The 18,346-nt window shown below is 73.0% G+C and carries 19 protein-coding genes; 11 read left to right on the top strand and 8 right to left on the bottom strand.

Annotation, left to right across the window (positions count from 1 at the left end):
- Positions 1-124 precede the first annotated feature (124 nt).
- On the bottom strand, positions 125-889 hold the full coding sequence (locus OG310_RS27150; RefSeq protein WP_329458485.1) for an SDR family oxidoreductase: 765 nt from the start codon (positions 887-889) through the stop codon (positions 125-127).
- 53 nt (positions 890-942) lie between these two features.
- Positions 943-1,968 carry a DEDDh family exonuclease gene (locus tag OG310_RS27155; RefSeq protein WP_329458486.1) on the bottom strand — a complete coding sequence of 342 codons (1,026 nt, stop codon included), beginning with the start codon at positions 1,966-1,968 and terminating at the stop codon, positions 943-945.
- Between the two features lie 315 nt (positions 1,969-2,283).
- Here OG310_RS27155 and OG310_RS27160 point away from each other — a divergent pair, with 315 nt between their 5' ends.
- The 3 genes from OG310_RS27160 (at position 2,284) to moaA (ending at position 5,673) form a co-directional block, all read left to right on the top strand.
- The gene (locus OG310_RS27160) at positions 2,284-2,937 is read left to right on the top strand and encodes a VIT1/CCC1 transporter family protein (RefSeq protein WP_329460406.1); all 654 of its coding nucleotides are present in this window, start codon (positions 2,284-2,286) and stop codon (positions 2,935-2,937) included.
- Positions 2,938-3,227: 290 nt separating this feature from the next.
- Positions 3,228-4,277, top strand: a complete 1,050-nt coding sequence (locus tag OG310_RS27165; RefSeq protein WP_329458487.1) for a zinc-dependent alcohol dehydrogenase family protein — start codon at positions 3,228-3,230, stop codon at positions 4,275-4,277.
- Positions 4,278-4,683: 406 nt separating this feature from the next.
- Complete coding sequence (gene moaA / locus OG310_RS27170) at positions 4,684-5,673, top strand: GTP 3',8-cyclase MoaA (RefSeq protein WP_329458488.1); 990 nt, start codon at positions 4,684-4,686, stop codon at positions 5,671-5,673.
- 35 nt (positions 5,674-5,708) lie between these two features.
- Here moaA and OG310_RS27175 read toward each other — a convergent pair whose 3' ends face one another.
- Positions 5,709-5,969 (bottom strand): hypothetical protein, encoded by a 261-nt coding sequence (locus OG310_RS27175; protein ID WP_329460407.1) that lies wholly within the window; start codon positions 5,967-5,969, stop codon positions 5,709-5,711.
- A 346-nt stretch (positions 5,970-6,315) separates the two neighbouring features.
- The gene (locus tag OG310_RS27180; RefSeq protein ID WP_329458489.1) at positions 6,316-6,783 is read right to left on the bottom strand and encodes a DUF3099 domain-containing protein; all 468 of its coding nucleotides are present in this window, start codon (positions 6,781-6,783) and stop codon (positions 6,316-6,318) included.
- Positions 6,784-7,047: 264 nt separating this feature from the next.
- Here OG310_RS27180 and OG310_RS27185 point away from each other — a divergent pair, with 264 nt between their 5' ends.
- Positions 7,048-7,326 carry a GlsB/YeaQ/YmgE family stress response membrane protein gene (locus OG310_RS27185; RefSeq protein ID WP_329458490.1) on the top strand — a complete coding sequence of 93 codons (279 nt, stop codon included), beginning with the start codon at positions 7,048-7,050 and terminating at the stop codon, positions 7,324-7,326.
- Between the two features lie 265 nt (positions 7,327-7,591).
- Here OG310_RS27185 and tyrS read toward each other — a convergent pair whose 3' ends face one another.
- The 3 genes from tyrS to OG310_RS27200 form a co-directional block, all read right to left on the bottom strand.
- Entirely contained in the window at positions 7,592-8,857 is a 1,266-nt protein-coding gene (tyrS, locus tag OG310_RS27190) for a tyrosine--tRNA ligase (protein ID WP_329460408.1), read from the bottom strand.
- Between the two features lie 306 nt (positions 8,858-9,163).
- Positions 9,164-10,567, bottom strand: coding sequence for a metallopeptidase TldD-related protein (locus tag OG310_RS27195; protein ID WP_329458491.1), 1,404 nt, complete (start codon positions 10,565-10,567; stop codon positions 9,164-9,166).
- Entirely contained in the window at positions 10,564-12,090 is a 1,527-nt protein-coding gene (locus OG310_RS27200) for a TldD/PmbA family protein (protein ID WP_329458492.1), read from the bottom strand. The genes OG310_RS27195 and OG310_RS27200 overlap by 4 nt, the downstream gene beginning before the upstream one ends.
- 237 nt (positions 12,091-12,327) lie before the next feature.
- On the opposite strand from OG310_RS27200, the gene fabG reads away from it, so the two are divergent.
- The 3 genes from fabG (at position 12,328) to OG310_RS27215 (ending at position 14,569) form a co-directional block, all read left to right on the top strand.
- Complete coding sequence (gene fabG, locus OG310_RS27205) at positions 12,328-13,047, top strand: 3-oxoacyl-[acyl-carrier-protein] reductase (RefSeq protein WP_329458493.1); 720 nt, start codon at positions 12,328-12,330, stop codon at positions 13,045-13,047.
- A gap of 4 nt (positions 13,048-13,051) precedes the next feature.
- On the top strand, positions 13,052-13,825 hold the full coding sequence (gene fabI, locus OG310_RS27210; protein WP_329458494.1) for an enoyl-ACP reductase FabI: 774 nt from the start codon (positions 13,052-13,054) through the stop codon (positions 13,823-13,825).
- Positions 13,826-14,026: 201 nt separating this feature from the next.
- Positions 14,027-14,569 (top strand): hypothetical protein, encoded by a 543-nt coding sequence (locus OG310_RS27215; protein ID WP_329458495.1) that lies wholly within the window; start codon positions 14,027-14,029, stop codon positions 14,567-14,569.
- Here OG310_RS27215 and OG310_RS27220 read toward each other — a convergent pair.
- Positions 14,529-15,218: a FadR/GntR family transcriptional regulator gene (locus OG310_RS27220; protein ID WP_329458496.1), complete on the bottom strand. Its 690-nt coding sequence runs from the start codon at positions 15,216-15,218 to the stop codon at positions 14,529-14,531. The genes OG310_RS27215 and OG310_RS27220 overlap by 41 nt on opposite strands.
- A gap of 60 nt (positions 15,219-15,278) precedes the next feature.
- Between OG310_RS27220 and OG310_RS27225 the strand changes: the two genes are divergently transcribed.
- The 4 genes from OG310_RS27225 to OG310_RS27240 all read left to right on the top strand — a co-directional run bounded on the left by OG310_RS27225 (position 15,279) and on the right by OG310_RS27240 (position 18,131).
- Positions 15,279-16,835: a CynX/NimT family MFS transporter gene (locus OG310_RS27225; protein ID WP_329458497.1), complete on the top strand. Its 1,557-nt coding sequence runs from the start codon at positions 15,279-15,281 to the stop codon at positions 16,833-16,835.
- A 4-nt stretch (positions 16,836-16,839) separates the two neighbouring features.
- A complete protein-coding gene (locus tag OG310_RS27230; protein ID WP_329458498.1) occupies positions 16,840-16,956 on the top strand; it encodes an SGM_5486 family transporter-associated protein in 117 nt (38 codons plus the stop codon).
- Between the two features lie 385 nt (positions 16,957-17,341).
- Positions 17,342-17,551 carry a hypothetical protein gene (locus tag OG310_RS27235; RefSeq protein WP_329458499.1) on the top strand — a complete coding sequence of 70 codons (210 nt, stop codon included), beginning with the start codon at positions 17,342-17,344 and terminating at the stop codon, positions 17,549-17,551.
- A 61-nt stretch (positions 17,552-17,612) separates the two neighbouring features.
- Positions 17,613-18,131, top strand: coding sequence for a SixA phosphatase family protein (locus OG310_RS27240; RefSeq protein ID WP_329458500.1), 519 nt, complete (start codon positions 17,613-17,615; stop codon positions 18,129-18,131).
- Positions 18,132-18,346 lie beyond the last annotated feature (215 nt).

The raw sequence follows: 18,346 nt of genomic DNA on the forward strand, positions 1-18,346 counted from the left end.
GGGCACCTGCCGGCCGCGAAGCGTCGGCCCCGCGGGCGGACATCGCCCTCGTGCGGTGCGGCCGCTCACGCGCCGGACCGCGGCGCCGGGGGCGGGGGCCGGCGCCCGGCGACCCCGGCCGGTCTCAGAATCCGTGCCGCGCTCCGCCGTCCACCGGGACCATCAGGCCCGTCAGGAACGACGCCGCGGGGGAGAGCAGGAACGCCGCCACCGCGCCGAACTCCTCCGGTGTGCCGTACCGCCCCAGCGGGATGCGCGCCGCCATCGCCGCGCGGGTCCCCTCGGCGTCGCCCGTGAGCGCGTCCAGTTCGCGCACCCGGTCCGTATCGATGCGTCCGGGCAGGAGCCCCACGACCCGGACGCCGCGCGGGCCCAACTCGTCGGCCAGCGACTTCGCGAAGCCCGCGAGGCCCGGCCGGAGGCCGTTGGAGATGGTCAGGCCCGGGATCGGCTCGTACACCGAACCGGACAGGACGAAGCCGATCACTCCGCCCTCGCCCAGTTCCTCCGCCGCGGTGCGCGCCATCCGTACGGCCCCGAGGAAGATCGACTCGAACGAGGCCTGCCACTGCTCGTCGGTGCTGTCGATGGTGCTTCCGGGCGGCGGGCCGCCCACGCTGATCAGTACCCCGTCGAACCGGCCGAATCGTTCCTTCGCGGCATGGACCAGGCGCTGAGCCGCCGTCGGGTCGGCGTTGTCCGCCGCGACGCCCAGCGCCCCCGCCCCGTGGGCGCCCAGTTCCGCCGCGGCCTCCGCGACCTGTTTGCCGTCGCGGCCGGAGACGACGACCCTCGCGCCGTCCGCCGCGAGCGCCCGCGCCGCCGCGTTGCCGAGTCCTCGTGTGCCGCCCGTGACCACATAGACACGGTCCTTCAGTCCAAGATCCATGGGGACATCGTTACCACGCCCGTCACACGGTCCTGTGCCCGGCCACCCCTCGATCAGGCCTCCGCGGCCGGCGGCGTCGCGGGGGGCGGGACCGTCCCCGCCACGGGCGTCACGTCCCGCAGGAGCTGGGTGAACGCGGCCTCATCCACCACGGGCGTCCCGAACGCGGCGGCCTTGACCACCTTCGAGGTGAGCGCGCCGGGATCGTTCGTGACGAGCAGGCTGGTCAGCCGCGACACGCTCGTCGCCACGTGGAGGCCGGCCTCCACGGCGCGGTCCTCCAGGAGTTCACGGTCGATCGACGTGTCCCCGGAGAACGCCACCCGCATGCCCTGCGTCAGGGTCCCGCCCGGCTCGTAGCGCCCCGGATTGGGGTACGGACACGCGGGACGTCTGCGCGAGGCGCGCCAACTGGCCGGGCGGTACGCGTGAGCGCCCGACGGCTGGTAGCCCACCCGCGGCCCGGCCGGACCGTCCGACCACTCCGTCAGCGGACGGCACTCCAGCAGCGGCAGCCGCACGCCGCCCCGCGCCGCCGCCACGAGGCTCGGCCTGAACGCCTCGGCCAGCACCCGCGCGTCGTCCAGCGCGTGGTGCGCGTGCCGCTGGACCACACCGAAGTGGGCCGCCAGCGACTCCAGTTTGTGGTTGGGCAGCGGGAGCGCCAGTTCCTTGGAGAGCGCGATGGTGCACAACCGCTGCCGGGTCGGGGCCGTCAGCCGCGCACGGGCGTACTCCCGGGAGATCATCGACCAGTCGAAGATCGCGTTGTGCGCGACGAGCACGCGGCCTTCGAGCCGGGCCGCGAACTCCTCGGCGATGTCCGGGAAAAGAGGCGCGGCCTCCAGCACGTCGCTCGTCAGACCGTGGATCCACACGGGGCCCGGATCGCGCTCCGGGTTGACGAGGGTGTACCAGTGGTCCTCGACCTCGCCGCGGGCGTCGAGCCGGTAGACGGCAGCAGAGATTATCCGGTCGTCCCTGGCGAGACCGGTGGTCTCCACGTCGACGACCGCGTACCCCTCGGGATACGCGGCCGGCCATGGCGCTGCTGTCGTACGGTCGTCGAGCATGGTCACAGAGGATACGGGCCCGGACTGACAGCGCCGAGTCCGCCCGTACCCCGCACCCCGCCCGGTATGTCCGCAGCGCCCGTACTCCCTCGGCCCGCACGCCGGACCAGGAGACCGCGCCGGGGATGAGAGGCTCCCGCAGTGACGAACACGAACACGGCGCAGGGCGATTCGCCCGACGACCCGCGCGACGGGCGGCGCCGGCCGCGCGGCGGGCGCGACGAGACGCACGGTCCCCGGGGTGCCGCGCCGGCCGCGGGCCGCGGGGACGGCGGGCACGACGAGCCGCACGGCGAGGCGCTCGGCTCGCGGCTCAACTGGCTGCGGGCTGCGGTGCTCGGTGCCAACGACGGGATCGTCTCCACGGCCGGCATCGTGGTAGGCGTCGCCGGCGCGACCCAGTCGCGCGAGGTCCTGCTGACGGCGGGTCTCGCCGGACTCCTCGCCGGATCGATGTCGATGGCAGCCGGGGAGTACGTGTCGGTCTCCACGCAGCGCGACTCGCAGAAGGCCGCCCTCGCGGTCGAGCGACGTGAGCTGCGCGAGCAGCCGGAGGAGGAACTCGCCGAGCTGGCGGGCCTGCTGAGGGGGCGTGGCCTGTCCGAGGAGGTGGCCAGGGAGGCCGCGGAACAGCTCACCCGCCGGGACGCGCTGCGCGCCCACGCCAGCGAGGAACTCGGCATCGACCCCGACGCGCTCACGAACCCCTGGCACGCGGCGGGCGCGAGCTTCCTCGCCTTCACGGTGGGCGCGCTGCTGCCGCTGCTCGCCATCGTGCTGCCGCCGCAGTCCTGGCGGCTGGCCGTGACGGTCGCCTCGGTACTCGCCGCGCTCTCGGTGACGGGCTGGGGCAGCGCGCGCCTCGGCGCGGCCCCCGTCGGCCGGGCACTGCTGCGGAACATGGGCGGCGGGGCGATCGCGATGGCCGTCACCTACGCGGCCGGCGCCCTGCTGGGCGCGGCGGGGGTCGGCTGAGCCCGCGCCGGTCCGGGTCGCACGCCCCGGCCCGAGATCCCCGGGCCCGTCCCGTCATACTCCCGGCAGCCCGTCCCACCGCACCCCGCCCTGCCCCGCCCACCCGGGCTCGCGATGCGGCTTCCCGCGCCCCGGAGCACCGCGTGACGAGGGCGCGGAGCCCGCGCCGGCACTGGCGTAACGTGATGGTCGTTCGAAGAGTATCGATCACGTCGACCCTGCCCGCTCACCCCCTGCCGGCGGCGCGACCGTGCCCGATCACGCCGTACCAGCAGCGAGGAATCACCGCGATGCGCGCCACCGTCATCAACGCCCCGTACGAGATCCGGGTGGAAGACGTACCCGACCCGGTCGTCCGGCAGCCCACCGACGTCGTGGTGCGTGTCCTGCGCGCCTGTATCTGCGGCAGCGACCTGTGGCCGTACCGCGGTGAGGTGGCGAACAAGCCCCGGCCCGGGCAGCGCATCGGGCACGAGTTCCTCGGCGTGGTCGCCGAGGTCGGTTCCGAGGTGACCGGTTTCACGGTCGGTGACCTGGCTGTCGCCCCCTTCATGTACTCGGACGGGGTCTGCGCGTACTGCCGGGAGGGCCTGCAGACGTCCTGCGTGCACGGAGGCGGCTGGGGCGGCTTCGACCACGACGGCGGCCAGGGCGAGGCCGTACGCGTCCCCCACGCCGACGGGACCCTCGTCAAGCTGCCCGCGGAGGCCGTCTCCGACGACCGGATGCTCGCCTCGTTCCTCACGCTCTCCGACGTGATGGGCACCGGACACCACGCCGCCGTGGGCGCGGACGTGCGGACCGGCGGGACCGTCGCGGTCGTGGGCGACGGAGCGGTGGGCCTGTGCGGCGTCCTCGCGGCCAAGCGGCTCGGTGCCGAGCAGATCATCATCCTGGGCCGGCATACCGTACGGACCGATATCGCCCGGTCGTTCGGCGCGACCGACGTCGTGGCCCAACGCGGCGACGAGGCCGTGGAGGCCGTGCGCGAGCTGACGAAGGGCCAGGGCGCGCACTCCGTCATCGAGGCCGTCGGCACCGAGCAGTCCATGTCCACGGCGCTGCGGATCACCCGCCCCGGCGGCTCCGTCGGCTACGTCGGCGCTCCGCACGGCAGCGGCGACGGCGTCGACCTGCGCCACCTGTTCGACCGCAACATCGGCCTGCGCGGCGGTATCGCGCCGGTGCGCCAGTACCTGCCCGAACTGCTGGCGGACGTCGTGAGCGGCGCGATCGACCCGTCACCCGTCTTCGACCTGAGCATCGGGCTCGACGAGGTGGCGGACGGCTACCGGGCCATGAACGACCGCACCGCGCTGAAGGTCCTCATCGCGTTCTGAACCGGTGGGCCGTCCCGCCCGCGCGGCTGCGCGGCGGGGCGGCCATCCGGCGCGCCGGAGCGGTGCGGGGGCGCCGGGGCGCGGGCGAGGTGGCCTCGGGCACGGACGAGGAGCGCGAGGGCCCACGGTGCCCCGAGTTCCCGGCCTGCGGGACCGAGCTGGACGAGGCACGCCGTGCCGTTGTGTTCGTGATCTGAGATGACGTGTGTGACGAAGGAGCCCGTTCCGCTCCTGAGCGCCCGTCAGTCCCCTTCGGCAGAAGAGGCACGCGCCGGCCGCGCACGCCCGGGGTCGTAGGGTCCTACGACCGGGCCGCGAGGACCCTCGGAGCAATCGGCCCCGGCCGATGTCCGGGCTCTGACGTAGGCTCGAAGAGGTCGGATCGGCGATATCAGGAGGCGGCACAGTGCTCATCGACACGTATGGCCGGGTTGCCACCGACCTGCGGGTCTCGCTCACGGACCGGTGCAACCTGCGGTGCTCCTACTGCATGCCGGAAGAGGGTCTGCAGTGGCTGGCGAAGCCGGACCTGCTCACCGATGACGAGATCGTCCGCCTCATACGGGTGGCGGTGACCACCCTCGGTATCACCGAGGTCCGCTTCACCGGCGGGGAACCCCTGCTCAGGCCCGGTCTGGTCGGCATCGTCGAACGGGTCGCGGCGCTCGGTCAGCGTCCGCGGATGTCCCTCACGACCAACGGCATAGGCCTGAAACGTACGGCCGAGGCGCTGAAATCGGCCGGTCTCGACCGGGTCAACGTCTCCCTCGACACCCTCCGCCCGGAGGTCTTCAAGACCCTCACGCGCCGCGACCGGCACGCGGACGTCCTCGCGGGCCTCGATGCCGCCCACGCCGCGGGGCTCGTCCCCGTCAAGGTCAACACGGTGCTGATGCCGGGGCTCAACGACGACGAGGCCCCCGAGCTGCTGGCCTGGGCCGTCGAGCGGGGCTACGAGCTCCGCTTCATCGAGCAGATGCCGCTCGACGCGCAGCACGGCTGGAAGCGCGAGGGCATGATCACCGCGCAGGACATCCTCACCTCGCTGCGTGCGCGCTTCACCCTGACACCCGAGGGTGAGGAGGAGCGCGGTGCCGCGCCCGCCGAGCGCTGGATCGTGGACGGGGGCCCGCACCGCGTCGGTGTCATCGGCTCGGTGACCCGCCCGTTCTGCGCGGCCTGCGACCGTACGCGTCTCACGGCCGACGGCCAGGTGCGGACCTGCCTGTTCGCGACGGAGGAGACCGACCTGCGCGCCGCGCTGCGCTCCGGCGCGGAGGACGAGGACATCGCGCGGATCTGGCGGCTCGCCATGTGGGGCAAGAAGGCGGGTTCGGGTCTCGACGACCCGTCCTTCCTGCAGCCGTCGCGGCCGATGTCGGCCATCGGAGGCTGAGCGCGGGGGCCCGCCGGGCCCTCCCGGGGTACGCCTCAGGCGCCGGGCGCCTGCCCGCCCGCCTCCGGGCGCGCCGCGCCGCCGCCCGCCTCCCATTGCGCGAGGGGCACCACGTCCTTGAGGAACCCCCGGACGCCGAGGAACGCCGACAGGTGCTCACGGTGCTCGTCGCACGCCGACCAGGTCTTGCGCCGGTCCGGCGTGTGCAGTTTCGGGTTGTTCCAGGCGAGCACCCAGACGGCGGGTGCCTGGCAGCCCTTGGCGGAACAGACGGGTGTGGGGTGGTCTGCGGACATCACACCGTCAGCCTAGGCCCCGCGCGAAGCCGGGATGCGGGTGGCGTGCCGCGGCGGACCGTTCCGGGCCGGTGATCAACGGCGAGTGACGACGCAAGCCCGGGAAGGGTCACGAGGGACCGGGGGAGGCCGCGAAAGGTGAGAGGGGAACCGTGAAAGACGGTGAAAGGCATGAAAGACAAACGACGCCGAGCAGCCACGGGGGGAGCTGCCCGGCGTCGGTCCGTCGCTCCGACGGGGGATGCGGAGCGCCTGGGAAGTATGTCACGCGGTTCGCATCCGCCGGAGGTGAACCGCGTGATTGATCTGAGCTTTTCCTGACCTTGGCGAAGCCCTGACGGACGCGTCAGACCCGGTCGCCCCGGCGCCGGGCACGGCTCTCATCAGTCACTTCGTCCTCGGCCACCGGTCCCTGCGGCCCTCCAGGGGGCGGCGCCGTCGAGCCCGCCTCCGAGCCCTGACCGGACCGTCGTGCGCCCTCGGCGCCCTCGTCTGCTGAGGGGGCGGCCGCCGGGGATCCGGCGGTGATCATCGGCCGCGTCGGAGTGGGTACGAAGGTCGACGGGAGCGACCTCACGTTCTCCCGGCCGGCGTTCGCGATCACCACGGCCACGTACGGCAGCAGCAGCCCCACGGCCAGGGCCGCCACCGCCACGGGCCGTTCGACGTTCCACAGGACCACGGTCAGGATCACGGCGATCGTGCGGATCCCCATGGAGATCACATAGCGCCGCTGCCTGCCCCGGACGTCCTCCTGGAGGCCCGTGCGGGCCCCGGTGATCCGGAAGACTCCGTTGTCATTTCGCTTCCGCATCACAGTCCATCACCCGATTCATGGTCGGACCCGCCCCGGTCCTGACGCTCCTCACGGTACGCCGGGTGACCGTGCCCTTCGAGACCGGGGCGCACCCGAATGCCACGAAAACGCCGTATCCGGCCGCGGCCGGATACGGGGTCCGGACGCGACAGGACGTCGTCTCCCGCCGTCCCGCGTACGGGCCTTCCGGCATGCGGGGCGTGCGGCGCCGACAGACACTGGCCCTGCGATGCGCGCACCGCGCCGCAGGAGGAGACCGCCGTGAACTGGTTGTGGATCATCATCGTGGGCCTGGTCCTCGGCCTGGTGGCCAGGGCGATCATCCCGGGCAAGCAGTCCATCCCGATCTGGCTGACGGTCATCTGCGGCATTCTCGGCAGCATCCTCGGCAACGCGGCCTCCGGATGGCTCGGCGTCGCCGACACCAAGGGCGTCGACTGGACGCGCCATGTGCTCCAACTGGCGGGCGCCGTCCTCATCGTGTTCGTGGGGGACGTCGTCTGGGCCACTGTCCGGGGCAAACGCCGCGACCGCATCTGACGGGCCGTTCCCGAACGGCGGGGCCGCCAGGGGCCGAGCGGGCATCCGGAGCGGACAACCGGGCCGGAGTGAACAGGGGCAGTGGACAGCGGCGCCGGAGAACGGCGGAACAGCGGCGCCGGAGAACGGCAGGACAACGCCGGCGGCCGACGTCAGAACGGCGGCAGCGGACAACGACGGCGAACGAGGGCGGCGCACGACGGCAGGGGCCCACCGAAGCGGGCCCCTGCCGTCGCGCCGTGTCGTCCCCCGCGCGGGGGACGGGTCAGGCGCCGGTGACCTCGACGGCCGCCAGGTTCCTCTTGCCCCTGCGCAGCACCAGCCACCGCCCGTGCAGCAGATCCTCCGCGCCGGGTACCGCCTCCGCGTCCACGACCTTCTCGTTGTTCACGTACGCCCCGCCCTCCTTGACCGTGCGCCGCGCGGCCGACTTGCTCGGCGCGAGCCCGGTCTCGGCGAACAGGTCGGCGAGCGGCGCCGGGGCGGCGACCGTCGCCGACGGCAGCTCGGCGAGCGCCGCGCGCAGCGTCGCCTCGTCCAGCTCCGCCAGGTCGCCCTGTCCGAACAGCGCCTTCGACGCGGCGATCGCCGCCGCGCACTGCTCGGCGCCGTGCACCAGTGTCGTCAGCTCCTCGGCGAGGGCACGCTGCGCGGCCCGCGCCTGCGGGCGCTCGGCGGTCTGCCGCTCCAGTTCCTCCAGCTCCTGGCGGGAGGCGAAGCTGAAGATCCGGGCGAACCGGGAGATGTCCCGGTCGTCCGTGTTGAGCCAGAACTGGTAGAAGGCGTAAGGCGAGTACATCTCCGGGTCGAGCCAGATGGCGCCGCCCTCGGTCTTGCCGAACTTCGTACCGTCCGCCTTGGTCAGCAGCGGCGTCGCGAGCGCGTGCACGGATTCGCCCTCGACCCGGTGGATCAGGTCGATGCCGGCCGTCAGGTTGCCCCACTGGTCGCTGCCGCCGGTCTGCATGGTGCAGCCGTACTGCTGGTACAGCTTCAGGAAGTCCATGCCCTGCAGGATCTGGTAGCTGAACTCCGTGTAGCTGATGCCCTGGTCGGAGTTGAGGCGGCGCGACACCGCCTCCTTCGCGATCATCTTGTTGACCCGGAAGTACTTGCCGATGTCCCGCAGGAACTCGATCGCGGACAGCCCGGACGTCCAGTCGAGGTTGTTGACGACGATCGCCGCGTTCGGCCCCTCGAAGGAGAAGTACGGCTGCAGCTGCCGCTGGAACCTGCCCACCCACTCGGCGACGACCTCCGGCGCGTTCAGCGTGCGCTCCGAGGTCGGCTTCGGGTCGCCGATGAGTCCGGTCGCGCCGCCGACCAGGGCCAGCGGGCGGTGGCCCGCCTGCTGGAGGCGGCGGACGGTGAGGATCTGCACGAGGTTGCCCAGGTGCATGCTCGGCGCGGTCGGGTCGAAGCCCACATAGACCGTGACGGGACCGTCCGCGAACGCCTTGCGCAGTGCGTCCTCGTCAGTGGACACGGCGATCAGGCCGCGCCACTGCAGGTCGTCGACGATGTCCGTCACGGTGCTCATGTCTCCTCGTGGAAGGGGCTCGCCGTCCCCCGCGGCGGTACCCGGGGCGGCCGGAAGTTCTGAAAGCAGTCTAGGGGTGCCTCTCGGACACCTCCGCCGCTCCCGCCCACCGGTGACCGGGCGCGACGGCGGAGGGACGGACGGCGACCCGACCGGCGGTGGCCGTAGGCGCCCGGACCGGAGACGCCAGGACCGGAGCCGACCGGACCGGAGGCGCCAGGACCGGAGCCTGCCGTGGACGACCGCCTGTCCCGCGCCGGCGCGGCCGGAACCGGGCGGAAGCGTCCGCCGGGCGCCTCAGACGCCCTTGCTGACCGAGCTCATGTTGAAGTCGGGCACCCGCAGGGCGGGCATCGCGGCCCGGGTGAACCAGTCGCCCCACTCGCGCGGCAGCGTCCGCTCCGTCCGCCCGGCCTCGGTGGCCCTGGCCAGCAGGCTGACCGGCGACTCGTTGAAGCGGAAGTTGTTGACCTCGCCGACGACCTCCCCGTTCTCCACCAGATACACGCCGTCCCTGGTCAGCCCGGTGAGCAGCAGGGTCGCCGGGTCCACCTCGCGGATGTACCACAGTGACGTGAGGAGCAGGCCACGCTCCGTTGCCGCCACCATCTGTGCCAGCGAGCGTTCGCCCACGCCCGCGCCGAGGCCGTCCAGGACGAGGTTGCCGATGCCGGGGGCCACCGGCAGCCCGGTCAGCTCCGCGCTCTGCCGCGTGGTGACCAGCCGGTCGAGGCGGCCGTCCTTGATCCAGTTCGTCGCGGTGAGGGGCAGGCCGTTGTCGAACACCGACGAGTCGTCGCCCGAGGAGTGCGCGACGACGAACGGCGCGCATTCGAGGCCCGGCTCGTCGGGATCGCTGCGCAGCGTCAGCGGCAGTCCGCTCAGCCGGTCGCCGACGCGCGTGCCGCCGCCTGGCTTGGAGAAGACCGTGCGGCCCTCCGCGGCGTCCCGGGCCGCCGACGACCACAGCTGGTAGATCAGCAGGTCCGCCACGGCCGTCGGGGGGAGCAGCGTCTCGTAGCGGCCGGCGGGCAGTTCGACCTTCCGCTCCGCCCAGGCCAGCCGGCGCGCCAGGTCCTGTTCGAGGGCCAGCGGGTCGACGTCCTTGAAGTCGCGGGTGGCCTGCCCCGCCCAGGCGGAGCGCGTACGTCCGTGGGACTTCGCGTTCAGCTCCAGCGTGCCGCTCGGCTGGTCGTGGCGCAGCCGCACGCCCGTGGAGGTGCCGAGGTAGGTGGAGGTCAGCTCGTGGTGGGCGAATCCGTAGAGCTCACGGCCGCCCGCCCGGGCCCGCGCGAAGGACTCGCCGAGGGCGGGCGCGAAGTCCGTGAACACCGCGGAGGACGTCTCGCCCGGCGCGCCCGCGAAGTCGTCGGACAGCTCGGGGACGTCGATCAGCGGGCGCGCGTCGTCGGCGGGCTCCGCGCTTCTCGCCGCGGCCTCGGCCGCGCGGACGAGCGGTTCCAGGTCGTCGGCCGTGACGGCGGACCGGGACACCACACCGGCGGCGGTGCCCTGCGCCCCGTCGACGGTGGCGATGACGGTCAGCGTCCGGCCGCGGGTCACGCCGTTGGTGGTCAGCGCGTTGCCGGCCCACCGCAGGTTCGCCGAGGAGTTCTCGTCCGCGATGACCACGCAGCCGTCGGCCCGGGACAGGCCGAGGGCGCGCTCGACGATCTCGTGCGGTGTGATGACGGCGCTCATCGCCCTGCCTCCTGCGTGGTGTTGAGGATGTTGACCCCGCGGAACAGTGCGGAGGGGCAGCCGTGCGACACGGCGGCCACCTGGCCGGGCTGCGCCTTGCCGCAGTTGAACGCGCCACCGAGCACGTAGGTCCCCGGGCCGCCGACGGCCTCCATCGACCCCCAGAAGTCCGTCGTCGTCGCCTGGTACGCGACGTCCCGCAGCTGGCCCGCCAGCCTGCCGTTCTCGATGCGGAAGAACCGCTGGGCGGTGAACTGGAAGTTGTACCGCTGCATGTCGATCGACCAGGACCGGTCGCCCACGACGTAGATGCCGTGGTCGACGCCGCCGATCAGGTCCTCCGTCGACAGGCCGGCCGGATCCGGCCGCAGCGACACGTTCGCCATGCGCTGCACCGGCACATGGCCGGGGGAGTCCGCGTACGCGCAGCCGTTGGACCGCTCGAAGCCGGCCAGGTGCGCGATCCCGCGATCCAGCTGGTAGCCGACGAGGGTGCCGTCCTTGACGAGGTCCCACGACTGGGCCTCCACGCCCTCGTCGTCGTAGCCGATCGTGGCGAGGCCGTGCTCGGCGGTGCGGTCGCCCGTCACCTGCATCGCGGGTGAGCCGTACGTCAACGTGCCCAGCTGGTCGAACGTGGCGAACGAGGTGCCCGCGTACGCCGCCTCGAAGCCGAGCGCCCGGTCCAGCTCCGTGGCGTGCCCGACGGACTCGTGGATCGTCAGCCACAGGTTGGAGGGATCCACCACCAGGTCGTACGAGCCCGCCCGCACGCTCGGCGCACGCATCTTCTCGGCGAGCAGGGCGGGGATGCGCTCCAGCTCGCCGTCCCAGTCCCAGCCCGTGCCGGTCAGGTACTCCCAGCCGCGCCCGGCGGGCGGGGCGAGCGTGCGCATCGAGTCGAACTCGCCGCTCCCGCCGTCCACCGCGACGGCCGTCAGGGCGGGGTGCAGCCGCACCCGCTGCTGGGTGGTGACCGTGCCCGCGGTGTCCGCGTAGAACTTGTTCTCGTGCACCGTCATCAGCGACGCGTCCACATGCGCGACGCCCTCCGCGCGCAGCAGCCGCGCGCTCCACTCGGCGAGCAGCCCCGTCTTGTCCTCGTCGGGCACCGTGAACGGGTCGATGTCGTAGGCCGACACCCATGTCCTGTCCGCGTGCACCGGCTCCTCGGCGAGCGCCACCTGCCCGCCCGCCTCCCCGGCGGCCCGGACGACCCGCGCGGACAGCTTCGCCATGGCGACCGCCTGCGAGGCGACGCGCGCCGCGGCGTCCATCGTGCGGTCGACGCCGGACGCGAACCCCCAGGCGCCACCGTGCACCACCCGTACCGCGTACCCGATGTCCGTGCTGTCCGAGGACCCGGCGGCCTTCGCGTCGCGCAGCCGCCAGGACGCGTACCGCACGCGTTCGAAGCGGAAGTCGGCGTGTTCGGCCCCGAGTGCGCGCGCCCGCGCGAGGGCGGCATCCGCGAGCGCCCGCAGCGGCAGCTCAAGGAACGACTGATCTACCTCATGGCGCACAGCGGCCACTCCCCGGTTCGGCACGTCATCGTCAACCCGCAGTGAACCACGCGCGCGCGAGGGCCACCGTCCTTCGGAGGGTGTCCGCGCGGACCGCCGGACGGGCCGGACGCGGACGCGGACTGTGGGGATCCGACAGTGTGCGTCCCGAGGCCCTGTCGGGGGGCGATCGCTGCTGGTGGCGGCCGAGCCGATAGGTTTCGGGTGTATGCACACCGCTAGGGAAAGGGTGATCCGTTGAGCCGCTCGGTTCTCGTCACCGGAGGAAACCGGGGCATCGGCCTCGCCATCGCCCGCGCTTTCGCGGCAGGCGGCGACAAGGTCGCCATCACCTGCCGCTCGGGCGAACCGCCCGAGGAGCTGACCTCGCTGGGCGTGCTGGCCGTGCGCTGCGACATCACCGACACCGAGCAGGTGGAGCAGGCGTACAAGGAGATCGAGGAGAAGCACGGTCCCGTCGAGGTGCTGGTGGCCAACGCCGGTATCACCAAGGACCAGTTGCTGATGCGGATGTCCGAGGAGGACTTCACGTCCGTCCTCGACACCAATCTCACCGGGGCCTTCCGCGTGGTCAAGCGCGCCAACCGGGGCATGCTGCGGGCCAAGAAGGGCCGCGTCGTGCTGATCTCCTCGGTGGTCGGCCTGATGGGCAACCCGGGCCAGGCCAACTACGCCGCGTCCAAGGCCGGACTTGTGGGGTTCGCGCGGTCGCTGGCGCGGGAGCTCGGCTCGCGGAACATCACCTTCAACGTCGTGGCACCCGGCTTCGTCCAGTCGGACATGACCGCGGTGCTCACCGACGAGCAGCGCGAAGCGGTCCTCGGACAGGTGCCGCTCAAGCGTTTCGGACTCGCCGAGGAGATCGCCGCGACGGTGCGCTTCCTCTCGTCCGACGACGCTTCGTACATCACTGGAGCCGTCATTCCCGTTGACGGCGGATTGGGCATGGGTCACTGATCACATGAGTGGAATCCTGGCAGGCAAGCGCATTCTCGTGACCGGGGTGCTCACGGAGGCGTCCATCGCCTTCCAGGCCGCCAAGGTGGCTCAGGAGGAGGGCGCCGAGGTCATCCTGACCGGCTTCGGCCGGCTCTCCCTGGTCGAGCGCATCTCCCGGCGGCTGCCCAAGCCCGCGCCCGTCATCGAGCTGGACGTCACCAATCAGGAGCACCTGGACGCCCTCGAAGGCCGGGTGCGTGAGCACCTCGGCGAGGACGCGAGCCTGGACGGGGTCGTGCACTCCATCGCCTTCGGCCCGCAGGGTGTCTTCAACTTCCTCGGTGCCGAGTGGGACGACGTGGCCACGGCCGTCCACGTCTCCGCGTTCTCGCTGAAGTCCCTGACCATGGCCTGCCTGCCGCTCATGGAGCAGCGCGGCGGCTCGGTCGTCGGCCTCACCTTCGACGCACAGACCGCGTGGCCCAAGTACGACTGGATGGGCGTCGCCAAGGCGGCCCTGGAGTCCACCAGCCGCTACCTGGCCCGCGACCTCGGCGCGAAGAACATCCGCTGCAACCTGATCTCGGCGGGCCCCCTCGGGTCGATGGCAGCCAAGTCCATCCCGGGGTTCAGCGAACTCGCGGACGTCTGGAACCACCGCGCCCCCATCGGCTGGGAGCTCTCCGACCCGGAGCCCGCGGGCCGCGGCATCGTCGCGCTCCTCTCGGACTTCTTCCCCCGGACGACGGGCGAGATCGTCCACGTCGACGGTGGCGTGCACATGATGGGCGCCTGACACCGCGTGCCGCCCTGCCCGCCCCGCACGGGCCGGGCAGAGCGCGCCGGTACCGCGGCGTGGCGGCACGTCCGCTCCCGTCCGTTCCCGCCCCGCTTGACCGACGGTGACCGTTCGAGTCGAAAAGCCCGGCATCTCCCCGCACACTTGACCCGACGGATGATCCTTCCGCTCGGGGGTGGGCAGGAGGTGCCGGGCTTCATGCGTGTTCGCCACCGCGGGACAGCAGCTCTCACCACCGCCGTACTGATCGCGGCGGGATTCACGGCCGCCCAGCGGGCGCAGACACCCGAGCGGCCGGAGGCGTCCGCACCGGGGCGCGGGACCGGGCCGGGCCGCGCCGCGGAGCCCGTACATCCACGGGGCGCGGCGGCGCTCACCGGGCCGGCGCCCGGCGGCCCGGCCGGCCGTGGTGCCCGTGCCGGCGACCGCGACGACCGGGCCGCCTGCACCACCCGGGTCACCGGTTCGCACGCCGTCGCCGACTGCCACAACCCCGATCCCGCGACGGACCGGGTCCGGCTGCACGTCGAGTGCGCCCGGTGGTGGGACATCGACGCCGACAGCGCACCCGTCGACGTGCCCCCGGCCGGTTACGCGCGGCTCACCGAGCGGTGCTGGAAGGAGATCGCGTCGGTGTGGATCAGCCACGAGCCCGTCCCGCACGCACCGGCAGGCCACGCGCCGCCCGGGACCGCGCCGCTCACGCGCGCGCCCGTACGGACTCCCGCGGGCGGCAGCTGACCGCGTGGCTCGCGGCCTCGGCCGCCGCGGTCTCCCCGTCGCCGGCCCGCAGGGCCTCCACCAGCCGCGCGTGGTCCATCAGCCCCTGCGGGCCCGGGGTGCCGATGACGTGGTCGCGCAGCGTCTCGCGCATGAGGTCGCCGAGGTCCGCGTAGAGCGTGGTCAGCACGTCGTTGTGCGCCGCTGAGACCACCGCGAGGTGCAGGGCCGTGTCCGCGGCGACGAAACCGTCCAGGTCCACCGCCTGCCAGGCCCGCGCGCGCCGGTCGAGGAGCACGTCGAGCTGGCGCAGGTCACGGTCCGTGCGGCGCTCGGCCGCGAGCCTGGCCGCCGACGACTCCAGCGTCGCGCGCAGCTCCGTCACATGATCCGGGTCGGCCCCGGCGAACCTGCGGTGCATCACGCCCGCCAGCTCGCTGGTCGCGACGACGTACGTGCCGGAGCCCTGCCGGATGTCCAGCAGGCCCGTGTGGGCGAGCGCGCGCACGGCTTCCCGGACGGTGTTGCGGGCCACTCCCAGCTGCTGCGCCAGCTCCGGCTCGGTCGGGACGCGGGAGCCGACCGGCCACTCGCCGGAGGTGATCTGGTTCCGCAGCTGCGCGATCACCTGGTCGGAGAGCGCGGAACGCCTCGGAGAAGACAGCGGCATGCTTCCTCATCTCACGTGCGGTGTGGACAACCAATCATCCCATGATTCTATGATAGTGCCATGGCAGACGATCCGAACACCCCGCACCGCGCGGCGCGGACCGCGGAAGCGGCCGGGGCCGCCCAGAAGAGCGCCCACGCCGGGAAGGCCCCCCGGACCGAACACCCCACGCCGAACGCCGTGCCGGCCGTCGAGGCCGTGGAAGAACGCGTCCGCGCGGCCGTCACCGCGGGGGAAGCCGTCGAGGCAGCCGGATCGCTCGCCGTCGACCCCGCCGTGCCGGGCCGCCGTCCCGCGAGTGGACGGGCCGCCTGGGTGTCCCCGTTCGTCGCGGTCAGCATGTTCCTCGCCGCGCTCAACCTCAGACCCGCGATCGGCAGCCTCGGCGCCATGCTCGAAGAGGTGCGCGACGGACTGCACATGAGTGGCAGCGTCGCCGGGGTGCTGACCTCCGTCCCGCCGTTGTGCTTCGCGGTGTTCGGCTTCGCCGCGCCCCGGCTCTCCCGGCGCTTCGGCCCGGGAGCGGTCGTCTGCGCGGGTCTCGTCGCCATCACGGCGGGGCTGCTGATCAGGCCGTACGTGTCGAGTACGGTGCCCTTCCTGCTCGCGAGCGCGCTCGCGCTGGCCGGCATCGCCGTCAGCAACGTCCTGATGCCGGTGATCGTCAAGCGGTACTTCCCCGACCGGGTCGGCACGATGACCGGTCTCTACTCGCTGGCCGTCTCCCTCGGTACGGCGCTCGCGGCGGCGGTGGCCGTACCGCTGACCGGTGCGCTGGGCGGCGACTGGCGTACCGGTCTCGCCGTCTGGGCGCTGCTGGGCGCGGTGGCCCTCGTGCCGTGGCTCGTGTTGGTGCGGGACCGCAGCGGCTTCGACGACCGTACGGGCGAGGCCGCGGCCCGCGCAGCCCGCGCCGTCGCCCCCCCAAACGCCCCCGGGCAGGCGGCGCCCCGCACGGCCGGGCTCGGGGACCCGGCCGGCCGAAGGAGCGCCGCGCGGTTCCGGGTCGGCGCCGGAGCGGGAGTGCCCAGCCTGCTGCGCAGCCGGACCGCCTGGGCCCTGGCGGTCTTCTTCGGCCTCCAGGCCACCGGCGCCTACATCACCATGGGCTGGATGTCGCAGCGCTTCCGGGACGCCGGTGTGTCCGCGGACACCGCGGGCGTACTGCTCGCGGTGATCATGGTGATGGGCGTCCCCCTGGCGTTCGCGATACCGGGCATGGCCACCCGGCTGCGCCACCAGGGTCCCATCGTGGTGGGCCTCGGGATCTGCGGCCTGGTCGCCGTCGGCGGGCTGTACGTCGCGCCGGTGGGCGGCGCCTGGATCTGGGCGGTGCTGCTCGGCGTGTCCAACTGCGCGTTCCCGCTGGCGCTCACCATGATCGGCATGCGGGCCGGCACCGGCGCCGGGGTCGTGCGGCTGTCGGCGTTCGTGCAGAGCACCGGCTACCTGATCTCCATCCCGGGTCCGCTGCTGGTCGGGGTCCTCTACCAGCACACCGGCGCGTGGACCTGGCCGCTGGCGCTGATGGCCGCCCTGCTGCTGCCGCAGATGGCGGTGGGGTGGCTCGCGGGCCGGGACCGGACGATCGAGCAGGAGGCGGGAGTGGGAGACTGACCGCATGCCAGTCCTGGAACCCTCCCCCCAGAACGGGCAGCGCAAGCTGCTCTACGTCTTCGGCGCAATCATGGGCATTCTCGTGATCATCGCCATCGTGGCCTCGTTCGCTTCGCCGTGACCCGCTGAGCGACGGAGCCGCTTCGCCGTGACCCGCTGAGCGACGGAGCCGCTTCGCCGTGACCCGCTGAGCGACGGAGCCGCTTCGCCGTGACCCGCTGAGCGACTGAGGCGCTGACCTGTCGATCCCGCTGAGCCGGGGACCTGCCGACCCGCTGTGACCGACCCGCTGCGGCCGGCCGGTCACAGCGGGTCGGCCGGAGGGCCCGGCGGGGGCGGCGGCCTGCGCGGCGGCGGTGGGCCGCGGTGGTGCTGGCCCCCCGTCCCCTAGGGGGCCAGGGTCAGGGTCGAGTGGGTGGATCGCCGGATGGGAAAGGCGCCCCTCGCTCCGTAGGTTCTTCTGTGACGGCGATAGCCGGGGAACAGCGGACCTCACGGAGGCGGTCATGTCGGTGCGGGCCCGGTCCCACCCCCACAGCTCGGTCGGCGCGGCCACGTCCGCCCTCAGGCTGCCCTGGTGGGCGGTGGTGCTTCCCGCGACCGCCTTCTTCGCCCTGCTGACCGTGATGGTCAACCCGTCCCAGGCGCACGCGGCCGGCGGTGGCGACCTGGTCGCCCGGCTGGTGCGGGAGATACAGCTGCTGCTCTTTCCGTAGCGCTTCGCGCGGACATCAACACCCTGCGCCCGGGGGCGCATTTCGTGCGAAGCTGGGTTGCATGAGCGTCGACACACCACGCAGGATCGTCCTCCTCCGGCATGCGAAGGCCGACTGGCCCCAGGTGTCCGACCACGAGCGGCCGCTGGCCGAGCGGGGCCGCACGGAGGCCGCCACGAGCGGTCGCAGGCTCGCCGACACCGGCATAGGTTTCGACCTGGCGCTGTGCTCCACCTCCGTGCGCACCCGGGAGACCTGGAAGCTCGCCGTGCACGAGCTCCCGCACCGCCCCAGGACCGTCTACGAGGAGCGGATGTACGAGGCGACGCTCGGTGACCTCCTCGCGCTGGTGAACGAGACACCGGACGATGTCGCGGACCTGCTCCTGATCGGCCACAACCCCGGCATGCACGCGCTGGCGGACGTGCTGTCATCGAGCGCGGAGGGCGACGCGATGGCGCGCATGACGCAGGGCGCGTTCCCCACGGCGGCTTTCGCGGTGGTCGGGTTCGACGGCAGTTGGAAGACGGTCGAGCACGGAGTGGGACGACTGCTGGACTACTGGGCCCCGCACGACTGACCGAGCGCACGGTACGCGGGGTTTCGCGGCGGCGACGCGGTGTGTTTCCGCTCTGTGCGGGCGGGCGCGACCGGCCCCCTGACTCCCCGGCCCCTGGCTCCACGGACCCCGGCTCCACGGACCCCGGCTCCACGGACCCCGCCCCGGACCCCGCCCCGGACCCCGCTCCGGTTTCCGGGCGGGGGCCCGGTCGTGCGGTGGAGCCGACCGCTCAG

Source organism: Streptomyces sp. NBC_01497 (assembly GCF_036250695.1).
Classification (GTDB): Bacteria; Actinomycetota; Actinomycetes; order Streptomycetales; family Streptomycetaceae; genus Streptomyces.

Excerpts from the sequence above, each read along its gene's own strand:
- OG310_RS27165 (WP_329458487.1), top strand. The coding sequence starts at position 3,228 with ATGCGCGCCACCGTCATCAACGCCCCGTACGAGATCCGGGTGGAAGAC.
- OG310_RS27195 (WP_329458491.1), bottom strand. The coding sequence starts at position 10,567 with ATGAGCGCCGTCATCACACCGCACGAGATCGTCGAGCGCGCCCTCGGC.
- OG310_RS27240 (WP_329458500.1), top strand. The coding sequence starts at position 17,613 with ATGAGCGTCGACACACCACGCAGGATCGTCCTCCTCCGGCATGCGAAG.
- OG310_RS27220 (WP_329458496.1), bottom strand. The coding sequence starts at position 15,218 with ATGCCGCTGTCTTCTCCGAGGCGTTCCGCGCTCTCCGACCAGGTGATC.
- fabI (WP_329458494.1), top strand. The coding sequence starts at position 13,052 with ATGAGTGGAATCCTGGCAGGCAAGCGCATTCTCGTGACCGGGGTGCTC.
- OG310_RS27150 (WP_329458485.1), bottom strand. The coding sequence starts at position 889 with ATGGATCTTGGACTGAAGGACCGTGTCTATGTGGTCACGGGCGGCACA.
- OG310_RS27180 (WP_329458489.1), bottom strand. The coding sequence starts at position 6,783 with ATGCGGAAGCGAAATGACAACGGAGTCTTCCGGATCACCGGGGCCCGC.
- OG310_RS27225 (WP_329458497.1), top strand. The coding sequence starts at position 15,279 with ATGGCAGACGATCCGAACACCCCGCACCGCGCGGCGCGGACCGCGGAA.
- OG310_RS27215 (WP_329458495.1), top strand. The coding sequence starts at position 14,027 with ATGCGTGTTCGCCACCGCGGGACAGCAGCTCTCACCACCGCCGTACTG.
- OG310_RS27235 (WP_329458499.1), top strand. The coding sequence starts at position 17,342 with ATGTCGGTGCGGGCCCGGTCCCACCCCCACAGCTCGGTCGGCGCGGCC.
- OG310_RS27175 (WP_329460407.1), bottom strand. The coding sequence starts at position 5,969 with ATGTCCGCAGACCACCCCACACCCGTCTGTTCCGCCAAGGGCTGCCAG.
- OG310_RS27230 (WP_329458498.1), top strand. The coding sequence starts at position 16,840 with ATGCCAGTCCTGGAACCCTCCCCCCAGAACGGGCAGCGCAAGCTGCTC.